The sequence below is a fragment of the Solimonas aquatica genome, from assembly GCF_900111015.1.
GTDB lineage: Bacteria > Pseudomonadota > Gammaproteobacteria > Nevskiales > Nevskiaceae > Solimonas > Solimonas aquatica.
Genome location: NZ_FOFS01000010.1, coordinates 54,800 through 80,636, shown reverse-complemented (window position 1 = coordinate 80,636; position 25,837 = coordinate 54,800). Strand labels below are relative to the sequence as shown.

The window sequence follows — 25,837 nt, the reverse complement described above, 5'->3', positions numbered from 1 at the left end:
TGCCGTAATAGCACAGCACCAGGGGCGTGACAGTGTCCCTGGCGTCAGGACCGCCTAGTCTGCATTGGCATACACCGGGTAGCCGTCCAGCAGCGTGCGCCGGACCCGGCCCTGCAGGGTCCAGCCGGCGAAGGGGGTGTTGCGCCCGGCGCTGAGCAGATGCTCGGGACGCAGCACCCAGGACGGCGCCGGGTCCAGCAGGCAGAGATCGGCCGGCGCGCCCGGCGTCAGGCTGCCCGCTTCGATGCCGGCGATCCGCGCCGGACCCAGGCTCAGGCGTGCCGCCGCCGCCAGCGGCGTGAGCTGGCCTTCCTGAACCAGGCCCAGGGTCAAGGGCAACAGGGTTTCCAGACCGCTGATGCCGGCTTCCGTGAGCGGGAAGGGGTTGATCTTGGCATCGGCCTCGTGCGGCTGATGGTCCGAGCAGATCGCGCCGATCACGCCGCTGGCCACGGCCTGGCGCAGGGCCTGCCGGTCCTCGGCGCTGCGCAGCGGCGGGATCACATGACAGAGCGCGTTGAAGCCGTCGATATCGCGGTCGCAGAGCCAGAGCTGGTGGGCGGCGACATCGGCCGTCACCGGCAGCTGGCGGCGCTGTGCGCTCTGCACCAGTTCGACGCCGCGTGCGGTGGACAGGCGGCAGAAGTGCACCGGCGCGCCGGTGTCTTCCACCAGCGAGATCCAGGCGCGGATCGCGGCAACCTCGGCTGCCACCGGAATCGGCGGCAGACCCAGGCGCGTGGCCACCGGGCCTTCGTGCGCGCAGCCGCCGGCGGCCAGGGCCGCATCCTGGGCGAATACATGCACCGGCAGGCTCAGGCCGCGTGCGTATTCCAGTGCGCGGCGCGCCACCAGCAGATCGCGCAGGGGCTTCAGACCCTGGGCGAAGCCGATGGCACCGGCCGCCTTGAGCGCGGAGAGTTCGGCCAGGGCCTCGCCGTTCAGGCCCTGGGTGAGCGCGCCGAGCACGCGCAGTTTCAGGCCCCCGGTCTGCCCGGCCAGGCGCAGCACGCGCAGCAGATTGGCCGGCGAGTCGATCACCGGCTGGGTGTCGGGCGGCAGCACCAGGCTGGTGATGCCGCCGGCCTGCGCCGCCGGAATTTCGCTGGCAAAGCGCGCCTTGTGGGTGTGGCCGGGTTCGCGCAGGCGCGCGGCCAGATCCACCAGGCCCGGCAGCAGCCAGAGATTGCGCGCATCCAGCGTCTGCTCGTATTCGCCGCGCGGTTCGGCCTGGGAGAGTTCGGCGATGCGGCCGTCGCGGATGCCCAGATGGGCGATGCCGTCGAAGCCGCTGGCCGGGTCCAGCACGCGGGCATTGCGGATCAGCAGGGAACGCGGCGGCGCGGGCGGCGGCGTGTCCTGCTGCGGCGACCAGTCGCGACGCGCGCTCATCGGCGCTCTCCGTTGTCGCGGCCGAGAATCAAGGACATCACCGCCATGCGGATCGCGATGCCATGACTGACCTGCTGCAGAATCAGCGAGCGCGGACCGTAGGCGACATCGCCCTCGATCTCCACGCCGCGGTTGATGGGGCCGGGGTGCATGACGATGGCCTCGGGCTTGAGCTTGGCCAGACGCGCGCGGGTCAGGCCGTAGTCACGGTGGAATTCGCCCAGCGAGGGCAGGAAGGCGCCGAGCATGCGTTCCTTCTGCAGGCGCAGCAGCATCACCACGTCCACGCCGTCCAGGCCGGCTTCCAGATCATGGTGCACGCTCACGCCCATCTCCTTGATGCCGACCGGCACCAGGGTGGGCGGCGCCACCACGCGGATGTCCTGGCAGCCGAGGATGCGCAGGCCGTGGATGCCGGAGCGCGCCACGCGCGAGTGCAGCACGTCGCCGACGATGGCCACCGACAGCCGCGAGAAGCAGTCGCGCGTGGCCTCGCCGGGCAGGCTCTTGTAGCGGCGGATGGTGAACAGATCGAGCAGGCCCTGCGTGGGATGCGCATGGCGGCCGTCGCCGGCGTTGAGAATCGCCACGCCCGGCGCCGCGTGCTCGGCGAAGAAGTGCGCCGCGCCGGAGGATTCGTGACGGATCACGAACATATCGGCCTGCATCGCTTCCAGCGTCTTGAGCGTGTCGAACAGCGTCTCGCCCTTGGAGGTGGACGAGGCGGCGACCTGCAGGTTCAGCACGTCGGCCGAGAGGCGCTTGGCGGCCAGCTCGAAGGTCGTGCGGGTGCGGGTGCTGGGCTCGAAGAACAGATTGATGACGGTACGGCCGGAGAGAGTGCCGAGCTTCTTCTCGGGACCGGCGAGCAGCTTGTCGTGCTGTTCGGCGGTATCGAGGATGTCGATGATCAGATCGCTGGACAGGCCGTCCAGGCTGAGCAGGTGGCGCAGTCGGCCGCGCGCATCCAGTTGGAGATTGCTTTTCATGCTGGTCGCGTATTGTCCTTGTTTGGCGGCGTGGAGGAAAGCCGCCCGCGCCGGCGCCTGGCTCAGCCGGGCAGCATCGCCAGCCACTGCTCCAGAATCACGCAGGCGGCCTGGCCGTCGCGGTCGCCCTTGCGCACGCGCCGCCCGAGCCGGCCGCTGGCGCGCGCCTCGCGCAGGCGCTCGTCGGCCACGCGCGAGGAATAACGCTCGTCGCTGCCGTGCACCGGCAGCCGGCTGCGCTGGCCCAGCTGCTCGGCGAAGCGGCGCGCCGCCTGGCTGGTGGCCTGCTCGCCGCCATCCTCGGTGAGCGGCAGGCCGACGATCAGAGCCGCCGGGCGCCACTCGCGGATCAGCCGGTCAATGGCGCTCCAGTCGCCGCCGGGCACCGCCGACAGCGAACGCGCCGAGCGCGTCAGATCATCGCCCAGGGCCACGCCGATGCGCTTTTCGCCATAGTCGAAGCCGAGATAGACGGGCATGGGGAAGGCTCTGAAGGGCAGGGCGTGTGCGCTGCGGTTTTTATTGGCAGATTCAAGAATCACGCAAAGGCGCGAACAAGGCCAAGGCGCAAGAAGCGAAAAATGGCAGAGGCACCGCCCTCAGGCGTGGCCGGCGTCGCCGGCCAGCTGCGTGACGTCCACGCCCAGCAGGCGAGTGGCGGCCTGCCAGCGGTCGCGGGCCGGCAGCTCGAACAGGATCTGCTCGCTGATCTGCGCGTTGAGCCAGGCGTTGTGCAGGATTTCGCTTTCCAGCTGGCCGGCGTCCCAGCCGGCGTAACCCAGCATCACCATGAATTCGCGCGGACCCTCGCCGCGGCCGATGGCGCGCAGCACGTCGTTGGAGGTGGTGATGTAGAGGTCATCGCTCAGGGCCAGCGTCGATTCCCAGCCGCCCGGACCGCGATGCACCACGAAGCCGCGCTCCGGCTGCACCGGGCCGCCCCAGAACACGCTGGCCTCGGCGGCCTGCGCATCCAGGGCCTCGTGCTCCAGGCCGAGCTGCTCCAGCATCTCGCTGAGCTTGAGTTCGGTGGGCTTGTTGATGACCAGGCCGATGGCCCCCTCATCACCGTGCTCGCACATCAGCGAGACCGACTGCCGGAAATGCTCGTCCTGAAGACTGGGCATGGCGATCAGGAACTGATGCTTCAGGGAGGCCTCTTCGCGCATGCCGCCAGTATCCGACGGGCCCGCGTCCCCGACAAGTTCAGCCATCCAGGCGCCGTTCGATGGCCGCCATCAGCAGGCCGCCGATGTCGGTGCCGTAGGCGGCATCGATCTCGCGGGCGCAGGTGGGGCTGGTGACGTTGATTTCGGTGAGATGCTCGCCGATCACGTCCAGGCCCACGAACAGCAGGCCGCGGCGTTTCAGCTCCGGCCCCACGGCGGCGGCGATGTCGCGGTCGCGTGCGGTCAGCGGACGCGGTTCGCCGCGACCACCGGCGGCGAGGTTGCCACGGGTTTCGCCGGACTGCGGAATGCGCGCCAGGCAGTAAGGCACCGGCTCGCCGTCCACCACCAGCACGCGCTTGTCGCCATCGACGATGGCGGGCAGATACTTCTGCGCAACGATGGTGCGACGGCCGTAGTCGGAGAGCTGCTCGATCACCGCGCCCAGGTTCAGGCCATCGGCGCCGACGCGAAAGATGCCGCTGCCGCCCATGCCATCCACCGGCTTGTAGATCACATCGCCGTGCTCGGCATGAAAGGCGCGCAGCACCTGGGCATTGCGCGAGAACAGTGTCGGCGGCGTCAGCGCGGAGAACCAGGCGGTGAACATCTTCTCGTTGCAGTCGCGCAGCGAGGACGGCTTGTTGACCACCAGCGCGCCCTGCGCCTCGGCGCGTTCGAGAATGTAGGTGGACGCCACGAATTCCAGATCAAACGGCGGGTCCTTGCGCATCAGGATTGCGTCGAGACTGCCCAGCGCCACTTCCTGGGTTTCGCCGAATTCGAACCAGTGCTTCTTGTCGTCGAACACCCTCAGCGCGCGGGCATTGCCCATGGCGATGCCATCGCGCAGCCACAGGTCCTGCATCTCGAAATAGCGCAGCTGCCAGCCGCGCTTCTGCGCGGCGAGCATCAGGGCCAGGGTGGTGTCCTTGTAGGGCTTGATGGACACGATGGGATCCATCACGACGCCGATCGTGCGACTCACAGCTGCCATCCCTGGCGCGACGGATGCGCCTGATTGCACCACGGCTGCGCCAACCCGATCATCCGGCTCATGGGCACGCGCCCTCAGGCCGCTGCGGTCTGCGCGCGGATTTCGCTGACGGCAGCGATCTCGCGCGCCGCCGCCAGCGCCGCCAGACGCGCCACCACGCCGTAGGCGTAGAAGCGGTTGGGACGCTCGTCCGGGCCGCAGCTGTGGTCTGGTGAGCTGCAGGCTTCCTCGAAGGCCAGCGGTTCGAAGCGCATGCCGGGCGCGTTGAGGTTTTCCTGATTGCCGCGCTGCGAGTTGAGGCGGTAGAAGCCGCCCACCACATTGCGGTCGATCATGTACACCACCGGCTCGGCGGTGGCGCCGTCCTCACCCATCTTCTCGAAGGTGTAGACGCCTTCCTGGATGATGGCGCCGGTGACTTCGCGGCCTTCCTTGGCGGAGGCCATGTGCGTGCGCGACTTGCGATTCATGTTGCGCACGTCTTCCACGCTCTTGGCGGTCATCACGCCCATGCCGTAGGTGCCGGCCTCGGACTTGATGATCACGAAGGGCTCCTGCTGGATGCCGTACTCGGCGTACTTGGCGCCGATATCGGCCAGCAGCAGCTCGACATTGGCCTCCAGGCATTCCTGGCCTTCGCGCTTCAGGAAGTTGATCTGCCCGCAGTTGCGGAACAGCGGGTCCACCAGCCAGGGGTCCAGACCGGCCACCGCGCCGAACTCGCGCGCCACTTCGCGGTAGAAGCCGAAGTGATTGGACTTCTGGCGCAGATGCCAGCCCAGATCCGGCGGCGGCACCACGTCCTGCCGGATGTTCTTGAGAATCTCCGGCACGCCGGCCGAAAGATCGTTGTTGAGCAGCACCGTACAGGGATAGAAGTCGCCGACATGCACGCGATCCGCCGTGCGACGCAGCGGCTCCAGCAGCAGCTTGCGGCCGGAGATTTCCAGCGTGAGCTCCAGGGGTTCGTGCAGATCGGGAATCAACGAGCCGATGCGCAGACGATAGCCGGCCTTTTGAATCAGCGCCGCCAGGGTGGCGACGTTTTCCAGATAGAACTTGTTGCGGGTGTGGTTCTCCGGCACCAGCAGCACATCGCAGGCGCTCGGGCAGACTCTTTGCATGGCCATCTGCAGCGCCTGCACGCACAGCGGCTCGAAGGCGGGATTGAGATTGTTGAAGCCGCCGGGAAAGAGATTGGTGTCCACCGGGGCCAGCTTGAAGCCGGCATTGCGCAGATCCACCGAGCTGTAGAACGGCGGCGCATTCTTCTGCCACTGCGTGCGGAACCAGGCTTCGATCTCGGCGGCTTTGCCGAGCAGGCTGGCCTCCAGTTGCAGCAAGGGCCCGGTCTGCGCGGTGAGCAGGCGAGGCACCGGCGAGGAGGATGTCGGCATGGTCATGTCCCGATGTTAGCGTAATGAATATATCCTGCGCCTTATGGGGTTGCCCCGGGGGTTTGCAAGATGCCGCGCGGATTTGTCCGCTGCGCATCTCGCCACTATCCTGCACGCCCGTTTCGACCCCTCCCCCCGTCACGAGAGAGTCATGTCTTTGCTGCGCCCGATGATCCCCGCTGGTGTGCGTTCATGAACGCCCTGCGCGATGCCGGTGCGCCGGCGCGGTACGCCTGGCTGTCGGTGGCGGCGGCGGTCACCACCCTGGGTCTGAAGCTGCTGGCCTGGTCGCTGACCGGCTCGGTGGCCATGCTCTCCGATGCGCTGGAGTCCCTGGTCAATCTCGGCGCCAGTCTGGTGGCGCTGATGGTGCTGCGCTGGGCCGCGCAGCCGCCGGACGCCGAACACGCGCATGGCCACGGCAAGGCCGAGTATCTGTCCAGCGGTTTTGAAGGTGCGCTGATCTTCGTGGCCGCCGGCATGATCATCGTGGAGGCCGCGCCGCGCCTGCTGCACCCGCGGCCGATCGAGCAGGCGGGGCTGGGTGTGGCGGTGTCGATGGCCGCGACCCTGATCAATCTGCTGGTGGCGCGCGTGCTGTTCGCCGTCGGCAAGCGGCATCGCTCGCCGGCGCTGAAAGCCGATGCGCATCATCTGATGAGCGATGTCTGGACCTCGGCCGGCATCCTGGTGTCGGTGGTGGTCGTGCATTTCACCGGCTGGCAGCTGCTCGACCCGGCCATCGCCCTGCTGGTCGCGCTGTTCGTGCTCTGGGTCGGCTGGAAGCTGCTGGGCGATGCCACCGATGGCCTGATGGATCGCGCCTGGTCGAGCGCCGAGCGCAAGGTGCTGGATGGCCTGCTGCAGCAGCTGCGCGAACAGGCCGGCGGCGCGGCGGACTTTCATGCCGTGCGCACCCGCACCAGCGGCGCGCAACGCTTTCTCACCCTGCACGTGCTGGTGCCCGGCGCCTGGAGCGTGCAACGCGGGCACGATTTCGTCGAACAGGTGGAACATGCCATCGTAGCGCAGCTCGGCGCGATGGCCATCGTCAGTCATCTGGAACCCCTTGAAGACCCGCGCGCCTACGATCAGCATCTGCTGGAAAAGAATCCGCCGGCGCCTGAACAGAGCTGAATCCGGACATGAACCCGCAAGACCTTCCCCGCATCGCGCCGGCCCAGAAGCTGGAACACGGCATCTGGTGCATCGACACCCTGCAGGACCGTCCGCAGATGGCCTGCTGCTATCTGCTGCAGCGGAACGGCGAACTGGCCTTCATCGAGGCCGGCACCTCGCATGGCGTGCCGCGCCTGCTGGCGCTGCTTGAAAACCTGGGCCTTTCACGCGAGCGGGTGCGCTACGTGATTCCCACCCATGTGCACCTGGATCATGCCGGCGGCGTGGGCACGCTGATGCGCGAGCTGCCGAACGCGCAGCTGGTGGCGCATCCGCGCGGCGCGCGGCATCTGATCGATCCTTCCAAGCTGATCGCCGGCGCGCAGGCCGTGTACGGCGAGGCGGAACTGGCGCGCATGTACGGCGAGATTGCGCCGGTGCCGGAGGCGCGGGTGATCGTCGCGCAGGATGATCTGAAGCTGGATCTGGGCGGCGCGGCGCTGCAGTTCATCGACACGCCGGGCCATGCGCGGCATCACTTCAGCGTCTGGGATGAAGTGAGCCAGGGTTTCTTCACCGGCGATACCTTTGGCTTGTCGTATCGCGAGTTCGACACCGCCGCCGGACCGTTTCTGATGCCCACCAGCTCGCCGGTGCAGTTCGAGCCCGATGCCTGGCGAAAGACCCTGGATCGTTACCTGAGCTTCGCGCCGCAGCTCATGTATCTGACGCACTACAACGCCGTGTGCAATGTCGCGCCGCTGGCGCAGTGGCTGCGCCGTGGCATCGGTGACTACGAACGCATCGCGCGCGAGCTGGCCGGCGCGCCGCAGCGCCATGAGCGCCTGCTGGACGCGATGTATGCCTACACCTATGCCGAGCTGGACGCGCACGGCTGCAAGCTGCCGCGTGAAACCCAGCGCGCGCTGCTGGCCATGGACATGGAACTCAATGCCCAGGGCCTGGGCATCTGGCTGGACCAGCAGGCGGCCTGAGTCTTGCGCGCGCCTCAGGCGCCGCGCGTCAGCTGACGCAGCACCGCTTGCTTGAACGGCGGCAGGCGCGAACTGAGCGCGATGCCCAGATCGCGGGCGAAGCGCGCCACCGGTTCGCGGCTGGTGTAGAGGTCGACAATCGCATTGGTGGCCAGGAACAGCGGCAGGGTGTACGCGCGGTGGCGGCGCTCGTAGCGACGCAGGGCGCTGGCATCGGCCAGATCCAGGCCACGCCGCTGCGACTGCAGCAGCACCTGCGTGAGCAGCTGCTGGCTGTGCAGGCCGAAGTTGTAGCCATGCGCGGTCACCGGATGCATGCCCACCGCCGCATCACCCACCAGCGCCGCGCGCGGCGCGATGAAGCGCTGCGCGTAAGTGGCGATCAGCGGGTAACGCCAGCGCGGCGAGACCAGACGCATCGGCCCGAGACGATGCTCCAGCCACTGGCAGATGGTCTCGTTGAAGCGCGCCTCCGGCATCGTCGCCAGCTGCTCGGCCTCGGCATGCGGCAGGGTGATGGCCAGTGACACGCAGCGTCCGTGCAGGGGCAGGGCGGCGATGGTGCGCGGCAGATCGAACCACTCCCAGGCGATGCCCTCGTGATCCAGCGCATGTTCGGCGCGGCAGACCAGCATGGTCTTGCCGAAGTCATGCATGTGCGCGGCGATGCCCAGCGCCTGGCGCGTGGCCGAGTGCCGGCTGTCGGCGGCCACCAGCAGCTGCGCCTGATGCTCGCCCTGATCGGTGAGCACACCGGCCTGCGCCTCGCTGCGCTGCACGCTGCGCATGCGCTGCTCGCAGAGCAGGCGGATGCTGGGCTCGTTCTGCAGCTGCCGGTACAGCGCGCGACGGATCAGGTGATTGGAAATCAGATAGCCGATGGCCGGTGCCTGCGCACTCTTCGGCTTGAAGTCGAGGAAGCGCGAGGAGCGGCCGTTGGCCACGCGCGCGGCGGTGATCGGCGCGATCTGTTCGGCCTGGAGTTCGGCCAGCACGCCGAGGGTTTCCAGCATCTGCATGGAGGCGTGATGCAGGGCGATCTCGCGACCGTCGTCGGCCGCCTCGGCCAGCATCGCCTCGCTCTGCTGTTCGAGCACGGCGACGCGCAGGCCGGCCCGGGCCAGCGACAGCGCCAGCGCCAGACCGGCGGGGCCGGCACCGACGATCAGGACCTCGCTGCTGCTGCTCATTCCCATGTCAGGCTGCCGCCGGTCTGGTATTCGGTGACGCGGGTTTCGAAGAAGTTCTTTTCCTTCTTCAGATCGATGATCTCGCTCATCCAGGGGAAGGGATTGCTGACGTTGTCGTAGATGTGCAGCAGACCGATCTGCTGGCAGCGGCGGTTGGCGATGAAGCGCAGATACTCATGGAACATCTGCGCGTTCAAGCCCAGCACCCCGCGTGGCATGGTGTCGATCGCGTAGCGGTATTCCAGCTCCACGGCGCGCGCCATCAGATCGCGGATCTCGTGCGCGAAGTCCACCGTCCACAGCTCGGGGTTTTCCAGCTTGATCTGGTTGATCAGATCCACGCCGAAGTTCAGGTGCATGGATTCGTCGCGCAGGATGTACTGGTACTGCTCGGCGGCGCCGACCATCTTGTTGCGCCGGCCCAGCGCCAGGATCTGCACGAAGCCCACGTAGAAGAACAGGCCTTCCATGATGCAGGCGAACACGATCAGCGAGCGCAGCAGGCGCTGGTCGGCTTCCGGCGTGCCGGTGCGGAACTTGGGGTCGGTGAGCGTCTCGATGAAGGGCAGCAGGAACACCGCCTTGTCGTGGATGCTCGGCACCTCCTGGTACATGTTGAAGATCTCGCCTTCATCCAGGCTCAGACTCTCGACGATGTACTGATAGGCGTGCGTGTGCAGGGCCTCCTCGAAAGCCTGGCGCAGCAGATAACGCCGGCATTCCGGACTGCTGATGTGCCGGTAGGTGCCGAGCACGATGTTGTTGGCGGCCAGCGAGTCGGCGGTGGAGAAGAAGCCCAGATTGCGCTTGACCAGCTGGCGCTCGTCGGCGGTGAGGCCGGCAGGGTCGTTCCACAGCGCGATGTCCGCCGCCATGTTGATCTCCTGCGGCATCCAGTGATTGGCGCAGGCATCCAGATATTTCTGCCAGGCCCAGCGGTAGGGCGGGCGGACCAGGCCGGCGGGGATCGCGGCGCCGTTGATCACGCCACTGTCGGAATAGCCGGACTCGAGATCGGTCAGAAAATCGCTCATGCGGGGGCTCGGCGGACTCTGCGGAAAAGGGGGCGGGCAGCAGTGCTGCGCGAATCGCGCAAGCCTAGGCAGCAGCCGGGATCTGCCGATTGATGAGGGTCAATGCGGCGGCGGAATCGGCGCGCGCCGCCGCCGGTCGGCAGCCGGCCCCGCTTCATCGGCGGGGCGGGGCTGTCACCCGCCGTGGCGCCTTAGGCTGCAGGCAATCGCAAGTGGGGTGGCGGCATGTTCGGAATGAGTGGGCGCAAGGACAAGATCGAACCGATGATCGGGGCGCAGGGCCCGGCTTTCCTGCGTGTCCACGCCTCGGAGCTGTACCTGCGCGACCCGGTGTTCGAGTCGGGCCTCCGGGAACTGCTGCCGGCCGGGCGCCGTCACGACTGGGCCGAGCTTCCCACCCCCGGCGCGCCGCTGCGTCCGGTGGAGGCCGAGTACCTGCTGAGCCTGTTCGTCGATCCGGCGCGTCTGGATGAGCTGGCCGACGCGGTGCTGGCGGCGCGTCGCGCCGGCGGCAGCACGGTGCTGATCATCGCGGTGAACAGCCAGCAGCTGACCGCGCTGGGCAACTGGCTGACCCGTCGCGGCAACGAGAACCGCCTGGGCGGTGTGCGCCTGATGCTGGCGCAGAATGTCGATCAGGTGCTGCGCCAGCTGCCGCAGCGCCTGCACAAGGTCAGCGAGGACAACATCATCCGCATGCCGGTCTCCACCGAGGTGGAGACCACGCAGTACCGCAATTTCTACGTGTTCAGCCCGGAGCTGCAGGCCCTGGTGGCGCGCATCCGCGCCTACGCCGCCAACGGCATCCACCGCAGCTATCTGCTCGGCGGTCCCGGCTCGGGCAAGACCTCGCTGGCCTACTACTACTATCTGGTGCGCAACCGCGGCCGCTTTGTTTCGGTCAATCTCGCGGCGGAAAACACCGGTGACAAGGCGGCGGTCAAATCGCTGCTCTGCGGTCACGTCTCCGGCGCCTTTCCCGGTGCCGGGGCGCGTACCGGCGCCTTCACCCACGCCCGCGAGGGCGTGTGCTTCATCGACGAAAGCCATGGCATCACCGGGCCGGTGATGGAAGTGCTCATGGAAGCTTTCGACAACGGCCAGTACCTGCCCTTCGGCGCCTCCGCCAAGCAGCCGCTGGAATGCGCCATCGTGTTCGCCACCAACCGCAGCTGGGAGACGCTGATCAACTCGGTCAACATCGACGAGTTCACGCGCATCGGCGCCGCCACGCTGTCGGTGCCGGAGTTGTACAAGCGCGAGGAGGACATGATCGCGGTGGCGGCCACCACGCTGGCGCGCCTGGCCAGCCGCTGCACCAGCTGGCACCCGCCCAAGGGTCTGAGCGAGGAAGCCTGGCAGCTGGTCCGGCAGTGCCGCTGGCACGGCAACATCCGCGCCATGGTGCGCGTGCTGGAATCGGCCTTCGTGGACTACGGCGTGCGGGGCAGCGACAGTCTTTTGCAGGTTCCCGACATCATGGCCGGCATCCAGCTCTGGGAGCCGTCCGAGCATCACAGCCACAAAATCTACTCGGTGGCCTGAGTTTCTTTGCCGTCACGGAGCAGTCCGGCGCACTCGGCGCGGCGGGTTTTGCGGTAGCATGCGGGCCGCTTTTTTTCGCCGCCCTTCTGCCCGCACGCGCCCGCCAGCCAGCCATGACCACGATCCGTCAGGAAGACTTCATCCGTTCCATCGCCGACGCCTTCCAGTACATCAGCTACTACCATCCCCTCGATTACATCCGCGCCCTGGGCCAGGCCTATGAGCGCGAGGAAAATCCGGCGGCCAAGGACGCCATCGCGCAGATTCTCACCAACTCGCGGATGAGCGCCGAGGGCCATCGCCCGATCTGTCAGGACACCGGCATCGCCCTGGTATTCCTGAAGGTGGGCATGAACGTGCGCTGGGACGCGACGCTGTCGGTGCAGGAAATGGTCAACGAGGGCGTGCGCCGCGCCTACATGGACCCGGACAATCCGCTGCGCGCCTCGGTGCTGGCCGATCCCGCCGGCAGCCGCAGGAACACCAAGGACAACACCCCCGCCGTGGTGCACTACGAGATCGTCGCCGGCGATCACGTGGAAGTGATCTGCGCCGCCAAGGGCGGCGGCTCGGAGGCCAAGAGCAAGTTTGCGATGCTCAACCCTTCCGACTCCATCGTCGACTGGGTGCTCAAGACCGTGCCGACCATGGGCGCCGGCTGGTGCCCGCCGGGCATCCTGGGCTTAGGCATCGGCGGCACGCCGGAGAAGGCGATGCTGCTGGCCAAGGAAGCGATCATGGCGCCGGTGGACATCCAGGAGCTGATCGCGCGCGGTCCGGCCAACAAGCTGGAAGCCCTGCGTCTGGAGCTGTACGAAAAGGTCAATGCCCTGGGTATCGGCGCGCAGGGCCTGGGCGGCCTGACCACGGTGCTGGACATCAAGATTCTCGACTACCCCACGCACGCCGCGAACCTGCCGGTGGCGCTGATTCCCAATTGCGCGGCCACCCGCCACGTGCACTTCGAGCTGGACGGCTCGGGTCCGGCGCAGCTGGACGTGCCGAAGCTGGAAGACTGGCCCAAGGTCACTTGGCAGCCGGATACCAAGACCGCCACGCGCGTGGATCTCAACACGCTCACCCCGGAACAGGTGGCGAGCTTCAAGCCCGGCCAGATCCTGCTGCTCAACGGCAAGATGCTCACCGGCCGCGACGCCGCGCACAAGCGCATCGCCGACATGCTGGCCAAGGGCGAGCAGCTGCCGGTGTCGTTCAAGAACCGCGTGATCTACTACGTCGGCCCGGTCGATCCGGTGCGTGACGAGGTGGTCGGCCCGGCCGGTCCCACCACCGCCACGCGCATGGACAAGTTCACCGAGATGATGCTGGCGCAGACCGGCCTGATCGCCATGGTCGGCAAGTCCGAGCGCGGCCCCACCGCCATCGAGGCGATCAAGAAGCACAAGAGCGCCTATCTGATGGCGGTCGGCGGCGCGGCCTATCTGGTGGCCAAGGCGATCAAGGCGGCCAAGGTGGTCGGCTTCGAAGACCTGGGCATGGAAGCGATCTACGAGTTCGATGTGCAGGACATGCCGGTGACCGTGGCGGTGGACGCCAGCGGCGAGTCGGTGCATGACACCGGCCCGAAACTCTGGCAGCAGAAAATCGCGGGCAAGATCGGCAAGGTGCCGGTGACGCTGGCCTGAGCCGTAGCGGTTCCCCGCATACGCAAACGGAGGGCATGAAATGCTGCGCAGCTTTCGCGGCCTGAGTTTTCTGGGCTTTGTCGCCTGCTTCGGCGGTCTGGCTTTCGCCATCGTCTATCTGCAGCGCACGCTCGGCTTCGAGCCCTGTCCGATGTGCATCTTCCAGCGTGTGGCGATGGCGGCTGCCGGCCTGGCCTTCCTGCTCGGGGCGCTGCACAACCCCAGGGGCGCGGGCCGCTGGGTCTATGCGCTGCTGGCGCTGCTGGCCGCCGCTATCGGCGCCGGTATCGCCGGCCGTCACGTCTGGCTGCAGTCCCTGCCGGCGGATCAGGTGCCGGCCTGCGGGCCGACGCTGGACTATCTGCTGAGCTTTCTGCCGATCACCGAAGTGGTCACCATGATTCTCAAGGGTGACGGCAACTGCGCCAAGATCGATGCCCAGTGGCTGGGCCTGAGCCTGCCGGCCTGGACCCTGGTCGCCTTCATTGCTTTCGCCCTGTACGCTGTCGCCATCCCGATTCTGAGCCGCAAGACAAGGAGCGTTTTGTCATGAGCTTTGCCACCACCGATCTTTCCGATGCCCATCCCGAAGCCCAGGTCGCCGAGCCGCTGTTCGGTGATTTCGGCGGCCTGAGCGCCTTCTACGGCCCGGTGGTCACGGTCAAGGTGTTCGAGGACAACGAGATGGTGCGTGCGCTGCTGGAAGAGCGCGGCAACGGCCAGGTGCTGGTGGTGGACGGCGGCGGCTCCACGCGCTGCGCGCTGGTCGGCGGCAATCTCGCGCAGCTGGGCGTGGACAATGGCTGGGCCGGCATCGTGGTCAACGGCTTCATCCGTGACAGCGAGGAAATCAGCGAGAAGGACATCGGCGTCAAAGCCCTGGGCACGCATCCGCGCAAGTCCGAGAAGGGCCTGCACAAGGGTCATCGCAATCGCAGCTTCAGCTTCGCCGGCGTGCAGTTCAAGCCCGGCCAGTGGCTGTATGCCGACGCCGACGGCATCGTCGTGGCTGACGGACCGATACACGAAAAGAAGTAAGCGTGAGGCCGCGCGCCAGAGTGGGCTTGCGCTGCGGGGGCGGCGGAGCCGGGTAAGAACCAGCGGGGGAGAGGCAGTTCATGTTCGGCATCAGCAGAGTCGTGTGCGTACTGGGCGCAGCCTTGCTCGCAGCCTGTTCAGCGAGTTCGCAGCCGGCGGCGGGCGGTGGCAGCAGCGTCGGCACGCTCAGTGCCTGTCAGCAGTCCTTCAGCCCCGAGCGCGTCGCCGCCGGCGAAAACTGCACCCCTGTGGCGGAAACCTATTGCAGCAACGACGGTAGCGCCGGCAGCCTGCTCGACCCGCAGGTGCGCGCCTGCGATGGCGTGCAGATCGACGATGTCGAGATCACCGTCGGCAATATGAGCTCGCACTATCTGGCGATTCGCCCGAGCGGACGCAGCAGTTTCGACACCATCTATCTCGGACTGCATTACCTGATCGGCAATGTCGTGGCCTTTGCCAATATCGCCCGGCTCAGCGAACTGGCCAAGGCGCGCGGGGTTCTGGTGCTGCTGCCGCAGGCGCCGAGTGCGGACGGTTCCAACCTGACCTCGGTCTGGCCCACCACCGCGCTCAATGCCGCCCTGCTGCCGTCCTACGTGGGCTTCCTCGATGGCGTGGTGGCTGATGGCCGCAGCCGCTACGGCGCCAGCGGTGCCAAGCTCTATGTCTCCGGTCTTTCCAACGGCGCCTCCATGGCCTATCTCTACGGCTGCCTGGCTTCGCAGCCGGTGCGCGCGGTGCAGGCGGTGGCCGGCGACCTGGGCGAAAGCTCCATCGACGAATGCCAGCTGTCGCGACCGCTGGGAACCGTGATCGTGCACGGCACCGCCGATGCCGAAAACCCCTACGGCGGCATCACCGGCATCAAGCCCGCGATTCCCGATGTGCACGCCAAGTTCAAGACCAACAACAACTGCAGCGGTGAGGACAGCAGCGTGGCGCTGCCGCTGACTTCCGATGCCCTGCAGGTCACCATCTATTACACCGCGTCCTGCGACCAGGGCCGCCGCGATTTCCTGGTGAAGGTGGACAACGGCGGCCACGTCTGGCCGGGCGGCAATGTCAACGAGGCGGATCTGCCCTCGCTGTCCCTGTTCGGCCTGCACACCGCCAATTTCGACGCCACGCTGCAGGGCTTCGATCTGCTGCGCCTTGCCGGTGGCGGCTGAGGCGCATAAAGCAGCGCTCCTGACACTGGCTGTGCCGCCAGTGGGACATTGACGATGCGGCGCTGCGGGGGGCGAACAGTGCCGCTATAATCGCGCGCCCTTAAGGTCCGCCTTGGCTCCTGATGCTGCGACGGAAACTCCGCCGCAGACTCGGTTGTGTCGAGTCTGGCGGCCGTTTCTTTCACCTCCGTGAGGATAGTTGCAGATGACGCGCGAAGAGCAGATCAAGGCCCTGGAACAGGATTGGGCCACCAACCCCCGCTGGAAGAACGTCAAGCGCGCGTACTCCGCCGCCGACGTCGTCCGCCTGCGCGGCAGCCTGCAGGTTGAGCACACGCTCGCCAAGCGCGGCGCCGAGAAGCTCTGGAAGCTGGTCAACGGCGAGGCCAAGAAGGGCTATGTGAACGCCTTCGGCGCCATCACCGCCGGTCAGGCCATGCAGCAGGCCAAGGCTGGCCTCGAAGCCGTGTATCTGTCGGGCTGGCAGGTCGCCGCCGACGGCAACACCTCCGAAACCATGTACCCGGACCAGTCGCTGTATGCGTACGACTCCGTGCCGACCATGGTCCGTCGCATCAACAACACCTTCAAGCGCGCCGACGAGATCCAGTGGTCGCGCGGCATCGAGCCGGGCAGCAAGGAATTCGTGGACTACTTCCTGCCGATCGTGGCGGACGCCGAAGCCGGTTTCGGCGGCGTGCTCAACGCCTTCGAGCTGATGAAGAACATGATCCAGGCGGGCGCCGCCGGCGTGCACTTCGAAGACCAGCTGGCTGCCGTGAAGAAGTGCGGCCACATGGGCGGCAAGGTGCTGGTGCCGACCCAGGAAGCGATCGAGAAGCTGGTCGCCGCGCGTTTCGCCGCCGACGTCATGGGCGTGCCGACCATCGTGCTGGCCCGTACCGACGCCGAAGCCGCCAACCTGCTGACCTCGGATCACGACGCCAACGACAAGCCCTTCCTCACCGGTGAGCGCACCCAGGAAGGCTTCTACCGCGTCAAGAACGGTCTGGAGCAGGCCATCAGCCGCGGCGTCGCCTACGCGCCCTACGCCGATCTGGTGTGGTGCGAGACCGGCGTGCCGGACATCGGCTTCGCCCGCGAGTTCGCGCAGGCCGTGCTCAAGGCCTGCCCGGGCAAGCTGCTCTCGTACAACTGCTCGCCGTCCTTCAACTGGAAGAAGAACCTCAACGACGCGCAGATCGCCAAGTTCCAGGACGATCTCTCGGCGCTGGGCTACAAGTACCAGTTCATCACTCTGGCCGGCATCCACATCAACTGGTACAACACCTTCCAGTTCGCGCATGCCTATGCGCGCGGCGAAGGCATGAAGCACTACGTCAACCAGGTGCAGGAGCCGGAATTCGCGGCGCGCGAGAAGGGCTACACCTTCGTCAGCCACCAGCAGGAAGTGGGCGCCGGTTACTTCGACGACGTCACCACCGTGATTCAGGGTGGCAGCTCCTCGGTCAAGGCCCTCACCGGCTCGACGGAAGAAGAGCAGTTCCACTAAGAACTGCTGTGATGCTGTGAAAAAGGGCCGCTTCGCGGCCCTTTTTCTTTGCCTCGGGCCGTACAGTCCGCACAGGGCCGCGCCTGCGGTGTAGCATCGCGGATCAGGAAAAAAACACGGAGGAAGCGGTGAGAGCGCTGAAGATTCTGCTGCTGGTGTTTCTCGCTGTTGCGGTGCTGCTGCTGGCGGTCGGGCTGCTGCTGCCGGACAGCCGCCGCCTGGAGCGCAGCATCGTGGTCGAGGCGCCGCCGGCCACCGTCTATGCGGTGCTCGATGGCTTCCGTCAGTTCAACCGCTGGTCGCCCTGGGCGGGCCTGGACCCCAAGACCGAGTACCAGTACGAAGGTCCGCCGATGGGCGTGGGCGCCAGACTGTCCTGGCACAGCGCGCAGAAGAACGTCGGCAGCGGCAGTCAGGAGATCGTCGAGGACGCCATCAACGAGAAGGTGCGCATGCGCCTGGTGTTCTCCGGTTTCGACAGCGAAAACTATTCCACGCTGCAGCTCGCCGCCGAAGGCGCGCATACCCGCGTCACCTGGATTTACGAGTCGCAGTTCCATGGCAATCTGCTCGGTCGCTACTTCGGCCTGAAGCTGGAAGACTGGGTGGGTCCGGATTACGAGAAGGGCCTGAAAGCCCTGCAGACCTTTGTCGCGGGACTGCCGAAAAACGAATTCGGCGAGCGCGTCGCGCTGGTGCAGGCGCCGGCTGACAACAGCGCCGGCTATCAGGGCTACGCGCTGCGTATCGGTCTGGCGCGCGACGAGGGCGAGGGCGCGGCGCTGGCCCTGCTGCAGGCATACAAGAATGTGGCGGGTCTGCAGCATAATGGCGCGGACTGGAGCGAGCTGGGCCCGGACGGCGTGATGCGCCTGTATCTGCCGGTGCGTTGAGCCAGAACCGGACTCACGGACAAAAAGATTTCGATAAGGACAAGAAATGATTCGCATCATGCTCGTGGATGATCACCGCCTGGTTCGCGCCGGCCTGCGTCGCGTGCTGCAGGAGGCCAGCGACATGGAAGTGATCGCCGAGGCCAGCAGCGGCGAGGAAGCGCTGGATCTGGTGCGCACGCAGACGCCGGACGTGGTGCTGATGGACATCAACATGCCCGGCATCGGCGGCCTGGAAGCCACGCGCCGCATGATCCAGCGCAATCCCGCGATCAAGGTGATCGTGGTTTCCATGCATCTGGAAGAACCCTATCCCAGCCGCATGCTCGCCGCCGGCGCGGCGGGTTACATCAGCAAGGATTCGGCGGCCGATGAAGTGGTGGCGGCGATCCGTCGCGTGCAGGGCGGCGGTCACTACGTGGCGGCCGATGTCGCCGGCAATCTCGCCGCCAGCCTGGTCAAGGGACCGGGCGGCGCCTCGCCCTTCGACCAGCTCTCGCAGCGCGAGACGCAGGTGATGCTGATGGTCACCAAGGGCTATTCCACGCAGGACATCTCCGACCGCCTGCATCTGTCGCCCAAGACCGTCAGCACCTATCGCTACCGTCTGTTCGAGAAGCTCAACGTCTCCAACGATGTGGAGCTGACGCGCATGGCCATGCGCTACGGTCTGCTGGAGGACAAGGCGGATAACTGATATCCGTCTCGCGGATGTCCGGCGAGAATTTCGATCACCGCAGTTTTCTGCAGCAGCTGGGCACGCAGCCCGGCGTGTATCGCATGTATGGCGCAGCCGACGAGCTGCTGTACGTCGGCAAGGCAGGCAATCTCAAGAAGCGCGTCGGCAGTTATTTCCTGCGCGCCAGCGGCAATCCGCGCATCGAGGCGATGGTCGCGCAGATCCGGCGCATCGAAGTCACCATCACGCGCACCGAAGATGAGGCCCTGCTGCTGGAGGCCAATCTCATCAAGGAGTATCGGCCGCGGTACAACGTCATGTACCGCGACGACAAGAGCTATCCGTATCTGCGTTTCACCACGCATCGTTATCCGCGCATCGCCTTCTACCGCGGCGCACGCAGCGGCGCGGATCGCTACTTCGGGCCGTTTCCTTCCGCTTCGGCGGTGCGCGAGACCCTGACCACGCTGCAGAAGCTGTTCCTGCTGCGGCCCTGTCGTGACAATTTCTTCGCGCATCGCACGCGGCCCTGTCTGCAGCACCAGATCAAGCGCTGCAGCGCGCCTTGCGTGGACCTGATCAGCGAGGCCGATTACGCCCGTGAGCTCGACAAGGCCGCGCGCCTGCTGGAAGGCAAGGCCGATGCCCTGGGCGATGAGCTGCGCCGTGAAATGGAGACCGCCGCCGAAGCCCTGGACTTCGAGCGCGCGGCGCGGGTGCGCGACCAGATCGCCGCGCTCAACCGCGTGCGCGAGAGCCGCGCCATGGCCGGCGGCGCCGAGGACCTCGACGTGCTGGTGGTGGCGCCGCATGCCTCCAGCAGCTGCGTGCTGGTGATGAGCGTGCGCGGCGGCGCCAACCTGGGCCATCGCAGCCATTTCCCCAAGCACCAGACCGGCACCGAGCCCGAGGAGCTGCTGGAGAGCTTCATCAGCCAGCACTATCTGGAACAGCCGCCGCCGCCGGAAATCCTGGTCAGTCACCCGCCGGAACAGACCGCAATGCTGGAGGAGGCCCTGAGCCAGCACGCCGGACGCCGGGTCGTCATCAGCCTGCCGCAGCGCGGCCTCAAGCGCCGTCTGCTGGACATGGCCGTCGCCACCGCCGCGCAGGCACTGTCGGCGCATCTGCAGGAGGCGGCGAGCATGGACAGCCGGCTGCTGGAGCTGCAGGAAGCGCTGGATCTGGAGGCGCCGCCCCGGCGCCTGGAATGCTTTGATATCTCCCACACGCAAGGCGAAAAGCCGGTGGCCTCCTGCGTGGTGTTCAACGAGCAAGGGCCGCTGAAGAGCGCGTACCGCAAGTTCAACATCGAGCTTTCCGGCGCCAAGGGCGGCGAGGAGATCACCCCGGGCGATGACTACGCGGCGATCCATCAGGCGGTGAAGCGGCGCTTTGCGCGGGTCAAGAGCGGCGAGATCGGTCGTCCCGATGTGCTGTTCATCGACGGTGGCGCCGGCCAGCTCAATGCCGCACTGGCGGCCCTGGACGAGCTGGAGCTGGAAGGCCTGCGCGTGGTGGCCATCGCCAAGGGGCCGACGCGGCGGCCCGGTCTGGAAGAACTGATTCTGCCCGAGCGCGAACAGGCCCTGCGTCTGCCCGCGGATTCGCCGGCCCTGCATCTGATCCAGCGCATCCGCGACGAGGCGCATCGCTTCGCCATCACCGGCCATCGCGGCCGCCGCGACAAGGCGCGGGTCAGCTCGGGTCTGGAATTGATCGAAGGCCTGGGGCCGGCACGGCGTCGCGCCCTGCTCAAGACCTTCGGCGGACTCACCCAGATCAAGCGCGCCAACATCGACGACCTGGCCCGCGTCGAAGGCGTGTCGCGCACCCTGGCGGAACGCATTTACGCGCATTTCCACTGAAGGCTTCACCGATACGGCTGCCGTCATCAAAAGCGGCTACCATGCACCCACACGCCGAACCGATATGCATTCGAAGCCTTGCGCCTGAATCTTCCGCTGCTGCTGACCTTCGGCCGCGTCGCCGTCATCCCGGTGGTGCTGGCGCTGTTTTACGTGGACTGGCCTTATGCGCGTCAGGCCGCCACCATCCTCTACGCCGCCGCCTGCATCACCGACTGGCTGGACGGCTATCTGGCGCGACGCTGGAAGCAGACCACCAAGTTCGGCGCCTTTCTCGATCCGGTGGCCGACAAGCTGCTGGTGGCGGTATGTCTGGTGATGCTGCTGCGCGATGCCTTCCTCACCGACACGCCGACCAGTCTGCTCGGCGTGCTGGTGTCGGTGATCATCGGCCGCGAGATCACCATCTCGGCGCTGCGTGAATGGATGGCCGAACTCGGCGCACGCACCAGTGTCGCGGTGAGCTGGGTGGGCAAGTGGAAGACCGCCTTCCAGATGACCGCCATCGGCATGATGATCTGGCAGATCCCCACCTTCGGCGTGCCCTGGTACGACCTCGGCTACTGGCTGTTGTTCGTCGCCGCCGCGCTCACCATCTGGAGCATGGTGATCTATCTGCGCGCGGCTTGGCCGATGATGCGCGAGTCCTCCGAAGTTTGATGCGAAAAATGCTTGACTCGTCGCGCTGCGCCAGTACAATGCGCCTCCTCACGCGGGAATAGCTCAGTTGGTAGAGCGCAACCTTGCCAAGGTTGAGGTCGCGAGTTCGAGCCTCGTTTCCCGCTCCAGTTTCACTTCAAACCCCGTCGTCTGCCGCACGGGGTTTTTTAGTCTGAGGCCGCTGCTACACTCGCGCGGCCGCGCTACAGCAGGCAACACGGCTAGGTGGCAGAGTGGTCATGCAGCGGACTGCAAATCCGCGTACGCCGGTTCAATTCCGACCCTAGCCTCCATTTCCCCAAGACATACCGGCGGGTGATGGCCATGAATGCTTGTCCGCAATGCCAGGCCGACAATCCCGCACAGGCGCGCTTCTGCAATCAATGCGGCAGCCGTCTGCAGGCCGAGGGCGCCGGCGCCGCGAGCCCGCATGCCTATACACCCCGCCATCTGATCGAACGCGTGCTGCAGTCGCGCGCCGCCATGCAGGGCGAGCGCAAGCGCGTCACCGTGCTGTTCGCCGACATCAAGGGCTCGACGCGGCTGGCGCAGCAGGCCGGCGCGGAAGCCTGGCACGGCATCCTGGATCGCTACTTCGGCCTGCTGTCGGCCGCCGTGCACCGTTTCGAGGGCACGGTCAATCAATACACCGGCGACGGCATCATGGCCTTGTTCGGCGCACCGCTGGCGCTGGAGGACCACGCCCAGCGCGCCTGTCTGGCGGCGCTGGAAGCGCAGCGCGAGGTGCGTGCCTTCGCCGACGCGCTGCGCCTGCAGACCGGCCTCAATCTGTCGATGCGCATCGGTCTGAACACCGGCGAGGTGATCGTCGGCCGCATCGGTGACGATCTGCGCATGGATTACACCGCGCAGGGGCTGACGGTGAATCTCGCCGCGCGCATGGAGCAGATCTGCGAACCCGGCCGCATCTATGCCACGCGTCATACCGCGACCCTGGTGAGCGGCTACTGCCGGCTGCGCGATCTGGGCGCGATGAACGTGGCGGGCAGCGATGCGCCGGTGCAGGTCTACGAGGTGGAAGCGGCCGATCCGCGCCGCACGCGGCTGGAGCGCAGCCTCAGCCGCGGGGCATCACCCTTCGTCGGTCGCGAAAACGAGTTGCGCCAGCTGATGGCGGCGCTGGCGCAGGCGCGTCAGGGCCGGGGCGCTGTGCTGTCGCTGGTGGGCGAGGCGGGCATCGGCAAGAGCCGCCTGAGCCATGAATTCGCGATCGCCTGCGAGCGTGAGGGCTTCATCGTCCATCGTGCCAGCGGCGTCCCCTATGGTCAGGCCCTGCCGCTGCTGCCGGTGCAGCACCTGCTGCGCTCGCGGCTGAAGCTGTCTGACGATCTGGCGGCTGCCGAGCTGCGCCGCCTGGTGGCCGGCAGCTTCCTGCTGGAGGATCCGGACAGCGCGCCGATCCTGCCGCAGATTCTCGATCTGCTCGGCGTCGGCGAAAGCCGTGGTCCCGATCCGGGCGGCGCCGAGCGCGATGTGGTGCTGGCTTATCTGGCCGATTACATGGCGCGCGGCGGCCGGCCGCAGCTGCTGCTGGTGGAGGATCTGCACTTCGCCGACCCCCAGACCCTGGATTTCCTGGCGCAGCTGGCGCGCGCCGTGCGCACGCAGCCGACCCTGCTGCTGCTCAACCATCGCCCGGAATACGATGCCGCCGCGCTGGCCGCACAGCCGCTGCCGCTCAGCGCCCTGGCGCCGCAGGCCTTGCAGCATCTGGCCGAGGCCTGGCTCGGCAGCCATGAGAGTCTTGACGCACTGCGGCCGGAGCTGCTGCGGCGCGCGGGCGGCAATCCCTATTTCGTCGAAGAAGCCGTGCAGGCCCTGGCCGACGGCGGACAGCTGCAGGGCGTGCGCGGCGCCTACCGGCTGAGCCAGCCTTTTGAAACCTGGCCGATCGCCGACAGCGTGCACGCCCTGCTGACGGCGCGCATCGACCGGTTGCCGGCCCTGCTCAAGACCGCCTTGCACTGCGCGGCGGTGATCGGACAGCGCTTCAGCCTCGGCCTGCTGGCGGCACTGAGCGCGCAGCGCGCCGATACCTGCCTGCAGCAGCTGCGCGAGCTGGAGCAGCGCGGCATGGCGGCGCAGCTGGACGAGACGCAGGAATGCTGGCAGTTCGTGCACCCGCTGATTCAGGAGCTGGCCTACGGTGCACAGCTGGAAGTGCAGCGCCGCGAGCTGCATGCGCGGCTCGCACAGCTGCTGGAGGCGCGCTGTCCGCTGGACCAGCCGCCGGACGAAAGCGCGGTGCGCATTGCCCATCACTACGGCTGCGCCGGCGATCTGGCGCGTGCCGGCCTCTGGCATGTGCAGGCGGCGCGCTGGCTGGGCGCGGCCGACTCGCCGGCGGCGGTGCGGCATCTGCGCGAGGCCTTGCGCTGCCTGGAGTCGGCGCCGCAGACCGCAGACCTGCGTGCCGCGGCCCTGCGCGCCCGCTCCGCGCTGCTGCGCATGGCGCAGTTCGTGCCGATGCCGGCCGAAGGCATCGACCGCCTGCACGCCGAAGCGCAGGCGCTGGCCGCGCAGGATGCAGCCGGCCGCGCCGAGCTGGACATGAGCTATGCCACGGTGCTGATGCTGCGCGGCCAGGCCGGCGCGGCGGCGCGCTGGTGCGCGCGCTCGCTGGACGAGGCCCGGCAGATCGGCGCGGTCGAACTGGTGGATCGTTTCCGCCTGATCTATCTGCTGAGCTTCATCACCACCGGCGAGCTCTGCGAGGGTCTGACGCGCATCGACGCTGCCGGCGGCAGCAGCTGGCGCGAGCGTGAGATCGGCGCCGGCAACTTCATCTCACGCGGTCTGCGCGGCCTGCTGCTGGGGGTGCTGGGCCAGCTCGACGAGGGCGTGGCGGACATGCGCGCCGCGCTGGCGGTGGCGCAGCGCCATGACATGGCGGCCAGCTGGATGCACGCCAATCTGGTGGACTACGCCTGGTACAGCGGCGAGTACCAGGATGCGCTGCTGCACGGCCGTGCCGCCGTGACGCGCTCCGAGCGCTTCGGCAGCGCCTTCTTCCGCGCGGTCTCGCTGCGTGCGCTGGGTCTGGCGTATTGCCTGAACGGGCGCCACCCGGAGGCCTTGCCCTTGCTGCTGCAGGCGCAGCCGCTGGTGGCGCGCGGCGCCTTGGCGCATCAGTTCGAGGCCAATTTTCTCGCGGTGCTGGCCGAGGCCTATCGCGGCTGCGGCCAGCACGAGCAGGGTCTGCATACCGCGCAGGCAGCGGTGCTCAGTGCACTGGCCTCCGGTTCAAGGCTCTGGGAGGTCCGCGCCTGGATCGCGTTGCTGGCGCAGCCGCTGCTCGACGCCGGGCAGGCGCGCAGCGGTCTGCTGCGGCTGGCGCAACTCATCGATGAACTGGGCGCTGAAGGCCTGCGCCCCTGGCTGCATCTGGCGCAGGCACGCTGGCACGAGACGGCATCCGAGGCCGAGGGGCAGCGGCAGCTCGCCCGGCAGGCCTTTCAGCGCGTGGGTGCGCGGGCGCACGCGCAGGCGCTGGCCGCTGGCGCGGTGCCGGGCGGGATGGGTTAGCATGCGCGCCGCGCGACCGTGGCGGAATCGGTAGACGCAGGGGACTTAAAATCCCCCGCCTTCGGGCGTGCCGGTTCGATTCCGGCCGGTCGCACCACAGCCACAAAAAAAGCCCGCATCGCTGCGGGCTTTTTTGATGGGGACGATGTTCAGCGGTCGCGGAACTGTGCTTCCACGCGCTCGTCCTGACCCTTGATGTCCACACAGACGGTGGCGGTGGGGCGCGCCAGCAGACGCGGGATGCCGATGGGGTCACCGGTCTTCTCGCAGTAGCCGTATTCCTTGGCTTCGATGCGGCGCAGGGCGTCGTCGATCTTCTTCAGCAGCAGCGATTCACGCTCGCGCAGGCGCAGGTCCAGCCAGTGCTCTTCCTCGGCGGTGGCGCGGTCGGCGGGGTCGGCGAACATCTCGCGCTCGTGCAGGCGCTCCTTCACATCCATTTCGCGTTGCAGCACTTCCTGGCGCATCTGCGCGAGGCGGGTGCGGAAGAACTCCAGCTGCACCTCATTCATGTATTCATCATCGGACATGGCGCGCAGCTCGTCCTCGGTCGGCAGGCTGCCGGGGGCGAGGGCGCGTGCGGCACGGGCCGGGGTGCTGGTCTTGGCAGGCGCGGCGGCCTTGGCTGCCGAAGCTTTCACGGGGGTTTTGGCTTTCGACGTGCTCTGATCTTGCACTTTGGATTTTCCGGGAACGGGAGTGGGTGGGGCCGGGTGGGCCTTGCTGGCGGGAGCCGCCTTGGCGGCGGGCTTCACGGCAGCCTTGCTTTTCGACGACGAGCTGGCGGCGCTTTTCTTGGGCGCTGCGGGACGAGTGGAGCTAGCCGGTTTTCCGGCGCCTTTCGCAGATTTTTTCTGGGCTTTCATCAATTCCGCCCCGCGAAAAAAAGTGAACGAGTTTACGCAAAGGCGGGCGTTATACACTGGCGCCGGGGTGGGGTCAATGCAGCAGCGGCGGTCCGTCAGGATGCAGCCGACGAGCCGCAAAATCCTGCG

At 67.1% G+C, this 25,837-nt stretch carries 22 protein-coding genes and 3 tRNA genes; 16 read left to right on the top strand and 9 right to left on the bottom strand.

What is annotated here, in order from left to right:
* Positions 1 to 54: 54 nt before the first annotated feature.
* The 6 genes from BMY12_RS13155 to gshA form a co-directional block, all read right to left on the bottom strand.
* On the bottom strand, positions 55 to 1,392 hold the full coding sequence (locus BMY12_RS13155) for a dihydroorotase (protein WP_093287004.1): 1,338 nt from the start codon (positions 1,390 to 1,392) through the stop codon (positions 55 to 57).
* A complete protein-coding gene (locus tag BMY12_RS13150) occupies positions 1,389 to 2,381 on the bottom strand; it encodes an aspartate carbamoyltransferase catalytic subunit (protein ID WP_093287332.1) in 993 nt (330 codons plus the stop codon). Before BMY12_RS13150 ends, BMY12_RS13155 begins: the two co-directional genes overlap by 4 nt.
* A gap of 62 nt (positions 2,382 to 2,443) precedes the next feature.
* Positions 2,444 to 2,860: a Holliday junction resolvase RuvX gene (gene ruvX, locus BMY12_RS13145; protein ID WP_093287001.1), complete on the bottom strand. Its 417-nt coding sequence runs from the start codon at positions 2,858 to 2,860 to the stop codon at positions 2,444 to 2,446.
* 120 nt (positions 2,861 to 2,980) lie between these two features.
* Entirely contained in the window at positions 2,981 to 3,550 is a 570-nt protein-coding gene (locus BMY12_RS13140; protein ID WP_093286999.1) for a YqgE/AlgH family protein, read from the bottom strand.
* Positions 3,551 to 3,587: 37 nt separating this feature from the next.
* A complete protein-coding gene (gene gshB, locus BMY12_RS13135) occupies positions 3,588 to 4,538 on the bottom strand; it encodes a glutathione synthase (protein ID WP_218140193.1) in 951 nt (316 codons plus the stop codon).
* Positions 4,539 to 4,621: 83 nt separating this feature from the next.
* On the bottom strand, positions 4,622 to 5,944 hold the full coding sequence (gshA, locus tag BMY12_RS13130) for a glutamate--cysteine ligase (RefSeq protein ID WP_093287329.1): 1,323 nt from the start codon (positions 5,942 to 5,944) through the stop codon (positions 4,622 to 4,624).
* 192 nt (positions 5,945 to 6,136) lie between these two features.
* Between gshA and BMY12_RS13125 the strand changes: the two genes are divergently transcribed.
* Both BMY12_RS13125 and BMY12_RS13120 read left to right on the top strand, forming a co-directional pair.
* Entirely contained in the window at positions 6,137 to 7,081 is a 945-nt protein-coding gene (locus tag BMY12_RS13125; protein ID WP_093286994.1) for a cation diffusion facilitator family transporter, read from the top strand.
* 8 nt (positions 7,082 to 7,089) lie between these two features.
* Positions 7,090 to 8,058, top strand: a complete 969-nt coding sequence (locus BMY12_RS13120; RefSeq protein ID WP_093286990.1) for an MBL fold metallo-hydrolase — start codon at positions 7,090 to 7,092, stop codon at positions 8,056 to 8,058.
* 14 nt (positions 8,059 to 8,072) lie between these two features.
* On the opposite strand, the gene ubiM is transcribed toward BMY12_RS13120, so the two are convergent.
* Both ubiM and BMY12_RS13110 read right to left on the bottom strand, forming a co-directional pair.
* Complete coding sequence (gene ubiM / locus BMY12_RS13115; protein ID WP_093286988.1) at positions 8,073 to 9,254, bottom strand: 5-demethoxyubiquinol-8 5-hydroxylase UbiM; 1,182 nt, start codon at positions 9,252 to 9,254, stop codon at positions 8,073 to 8,075.
* Positions 9,245 to 10,357, bottom strand: coding sequence for a ribonucleotide-diphosphate reductase subunit beta (locus tag BMY12_RS13110; protein WP_436278863.1), 1,113 nt, complete (start codon positions 10,355 to 10,357; stop codon positions 9,245 to 9,247). Before BMY12_RS13110 ends, ubiM begins: the two co-directional genes overlap by 10 nt.
* Before the next feature lie 150 nt (positions 10,358 to 10,507).
* Between BMY12_RS13110 and BMY12_RS13105 the strand changes: the two genes are divergently transcribed.
* From BMY12_RS13105 to BMY12_RS13040, 14 genes are all read left to right on the top strand, one after another.
* A complete protein-coding gene (locus BMY12_RS13105; protein WP_093286984.1) occupies positions 10,508 to 11,827 on the top strand; it encodes a sigma 54-interacting transcriptional regulator in 1,320 nt (439 codons plus the stop codon).
* 113 nt (positions 11,828 to 11,940) lie between these two features.
* Positions 11,941 to 13,473: a fumarate hydratase gene (locus BMY12_RS13100; RefSeq protein WP_093286981.1), complete on the top strand. Its 1,533-nt coding sequence runs from the start codon at positions 11,941 to 11,943 to the stop codon at positions 13,471 to 13,473.
* Positions 13,474 to 13,513: 40 nt separating this feature from the next.
* Entirely contained in the window at positions 13,514 to 14,026 is a 513-nt protein-coding gene (locus BMY12_RS13095) for a disulfide bond formation protein B (protein ID WP_093286979.1), read from the top strand.
* A complete protein-coding gene (gene rraA / locus BMY12_RS13090) occupies positions 14,023 to 14,511 on the top strand; it encodes a ribonuclease E activity regulator RraA (RefSeq protein WP_093286976.1) in 489 nt (162 codons plus the stop codon). The genes BMY12_RS13095 and rraA overlap by 4 nt, the downstream gene beginning before the upstream one ends.
* An 80-nt stretch (positions 14,512 to 14,591) precedes the next feature.
* Entirely contained in the window at positions 14,592 to 15,683 is a 1,092-nt protein-coding gene (locus tag BMY12_RS13085; RefSeq protein ID WP_143068953.1) for a CE1 family esterase, read from the top strand.
* 205 nt (positions 15,684 to 15,888) lie between these two features.
* Positions 15,889 to 17,196, top strand: coding sequence for an isocitrate lyase (aceA, locus tag BMY12_RS13080; RefSeq protein ID WP_093286971.1), 1,308 nt, complete (start codon positions 15,889 to 15,891; stop codon positions 17,194 to 17,196).
* Between the two features lie 128 nt (positions 17,197 to 17,324).
* Positions 17,325 to 18,089, top strand: a complete 765-nt coding sequence (locus BMY12_RS13075; RefSeq protein WP_177188989.1) for an SRPBCC family protein — start codon at positions 17,325 to 17,327, stop codon at positions 18,087 to 18,089.
* 46 nt (positions 18,090 to 18,135) lie between these two features.
* A complete protein-coding gene (uvrY, locus tag BMY12_RS13070) occupies positions 18,136 to 18,786 on the top strand; it encodes a UvrY/SirA/GacA family response regulator transcription factor (RefSeq protein ID WP_093286964.1) in 651 nt (216 codons plus the stop codon).
* A gap of 14 nt (positions 18,787 to 18,800) precedes the next feature.
* Positions 18,801 to 20,636 (top strand): excinuclease ABC subunit UvrC, encoded by a 1,836-nt coding sequence (gene uvrC, locus BMY12_RS13065; RefSeq protein ID WP_093286961.1) that lies wholly within the window; start codon positions 18,801 to 18,803, stop codon positions 20,634 to 20,636.
* A gap of 78 nt (positions 20,637 to 20,714) precedes the next feature.
* Complete coding sequence (gene pgsA, locus BMY12_RS13060) at positions 20,715 to 21,296, top strand: CDP-diacylglycerol--glycerol-3-phosphate 3-phosphatidyltransferase (protein WP_093286959.1); 582 nt, start codon at positions 20,715 to 20,717, stop codon at positions 21,294 to 21,296.
* A 52-nt stretch (positions 21,297 to 21,348) separates the two neighbouring features.
* Positions 21,349 to 21,424 (top strand) — tRNA-Gly (locus BMY12_RS13055).
* Between the two features lie 91 nt (positions 21,425 to 21,515).
* Positions 21,516 to 21,589: transfer RNA gene (locus tag BMY12_RS13050), tRNA-Cys, on the top strand.
* A gap of 31 nt (positions 21,590 to 21,620) precedes the next feature.
* Entirely contained in the window at positions 21,621 to 24,842 is a 3,222-nt protein-coding gene (locus tag BMY12_RS13045) for an adenylate/guanylate cyclase domain-containing protein (protein WP_177188988.1), read from the top strand.
* 12 nt (positions 24,843 to 24,854) lie between these two features.
* Positions 24,855 to 24,939 (top strand) — tRNA-Leu (locus tag BMY12_RS13040).
* Between the two features lie 52 nt (positions 24,940 to 24,991).
* Here BMY12_RS13040 and dksA read toward each other — a convergent pair.
* Positions 24,992 to 25,483 (bottom strand): RNA polymerase-binding protein DksA, encoded by a 492-nt coding sequence (gene dksA / locus BMY12_RS13035; RefSeq protein WP_245732500.1) that lies wholly within the window; start codon positions 25,481 to 25,483, stop codon positions 24,992 to 24,994.
* Positions 25,484 to 25,837: the final 354 nt, after the last annotated feature.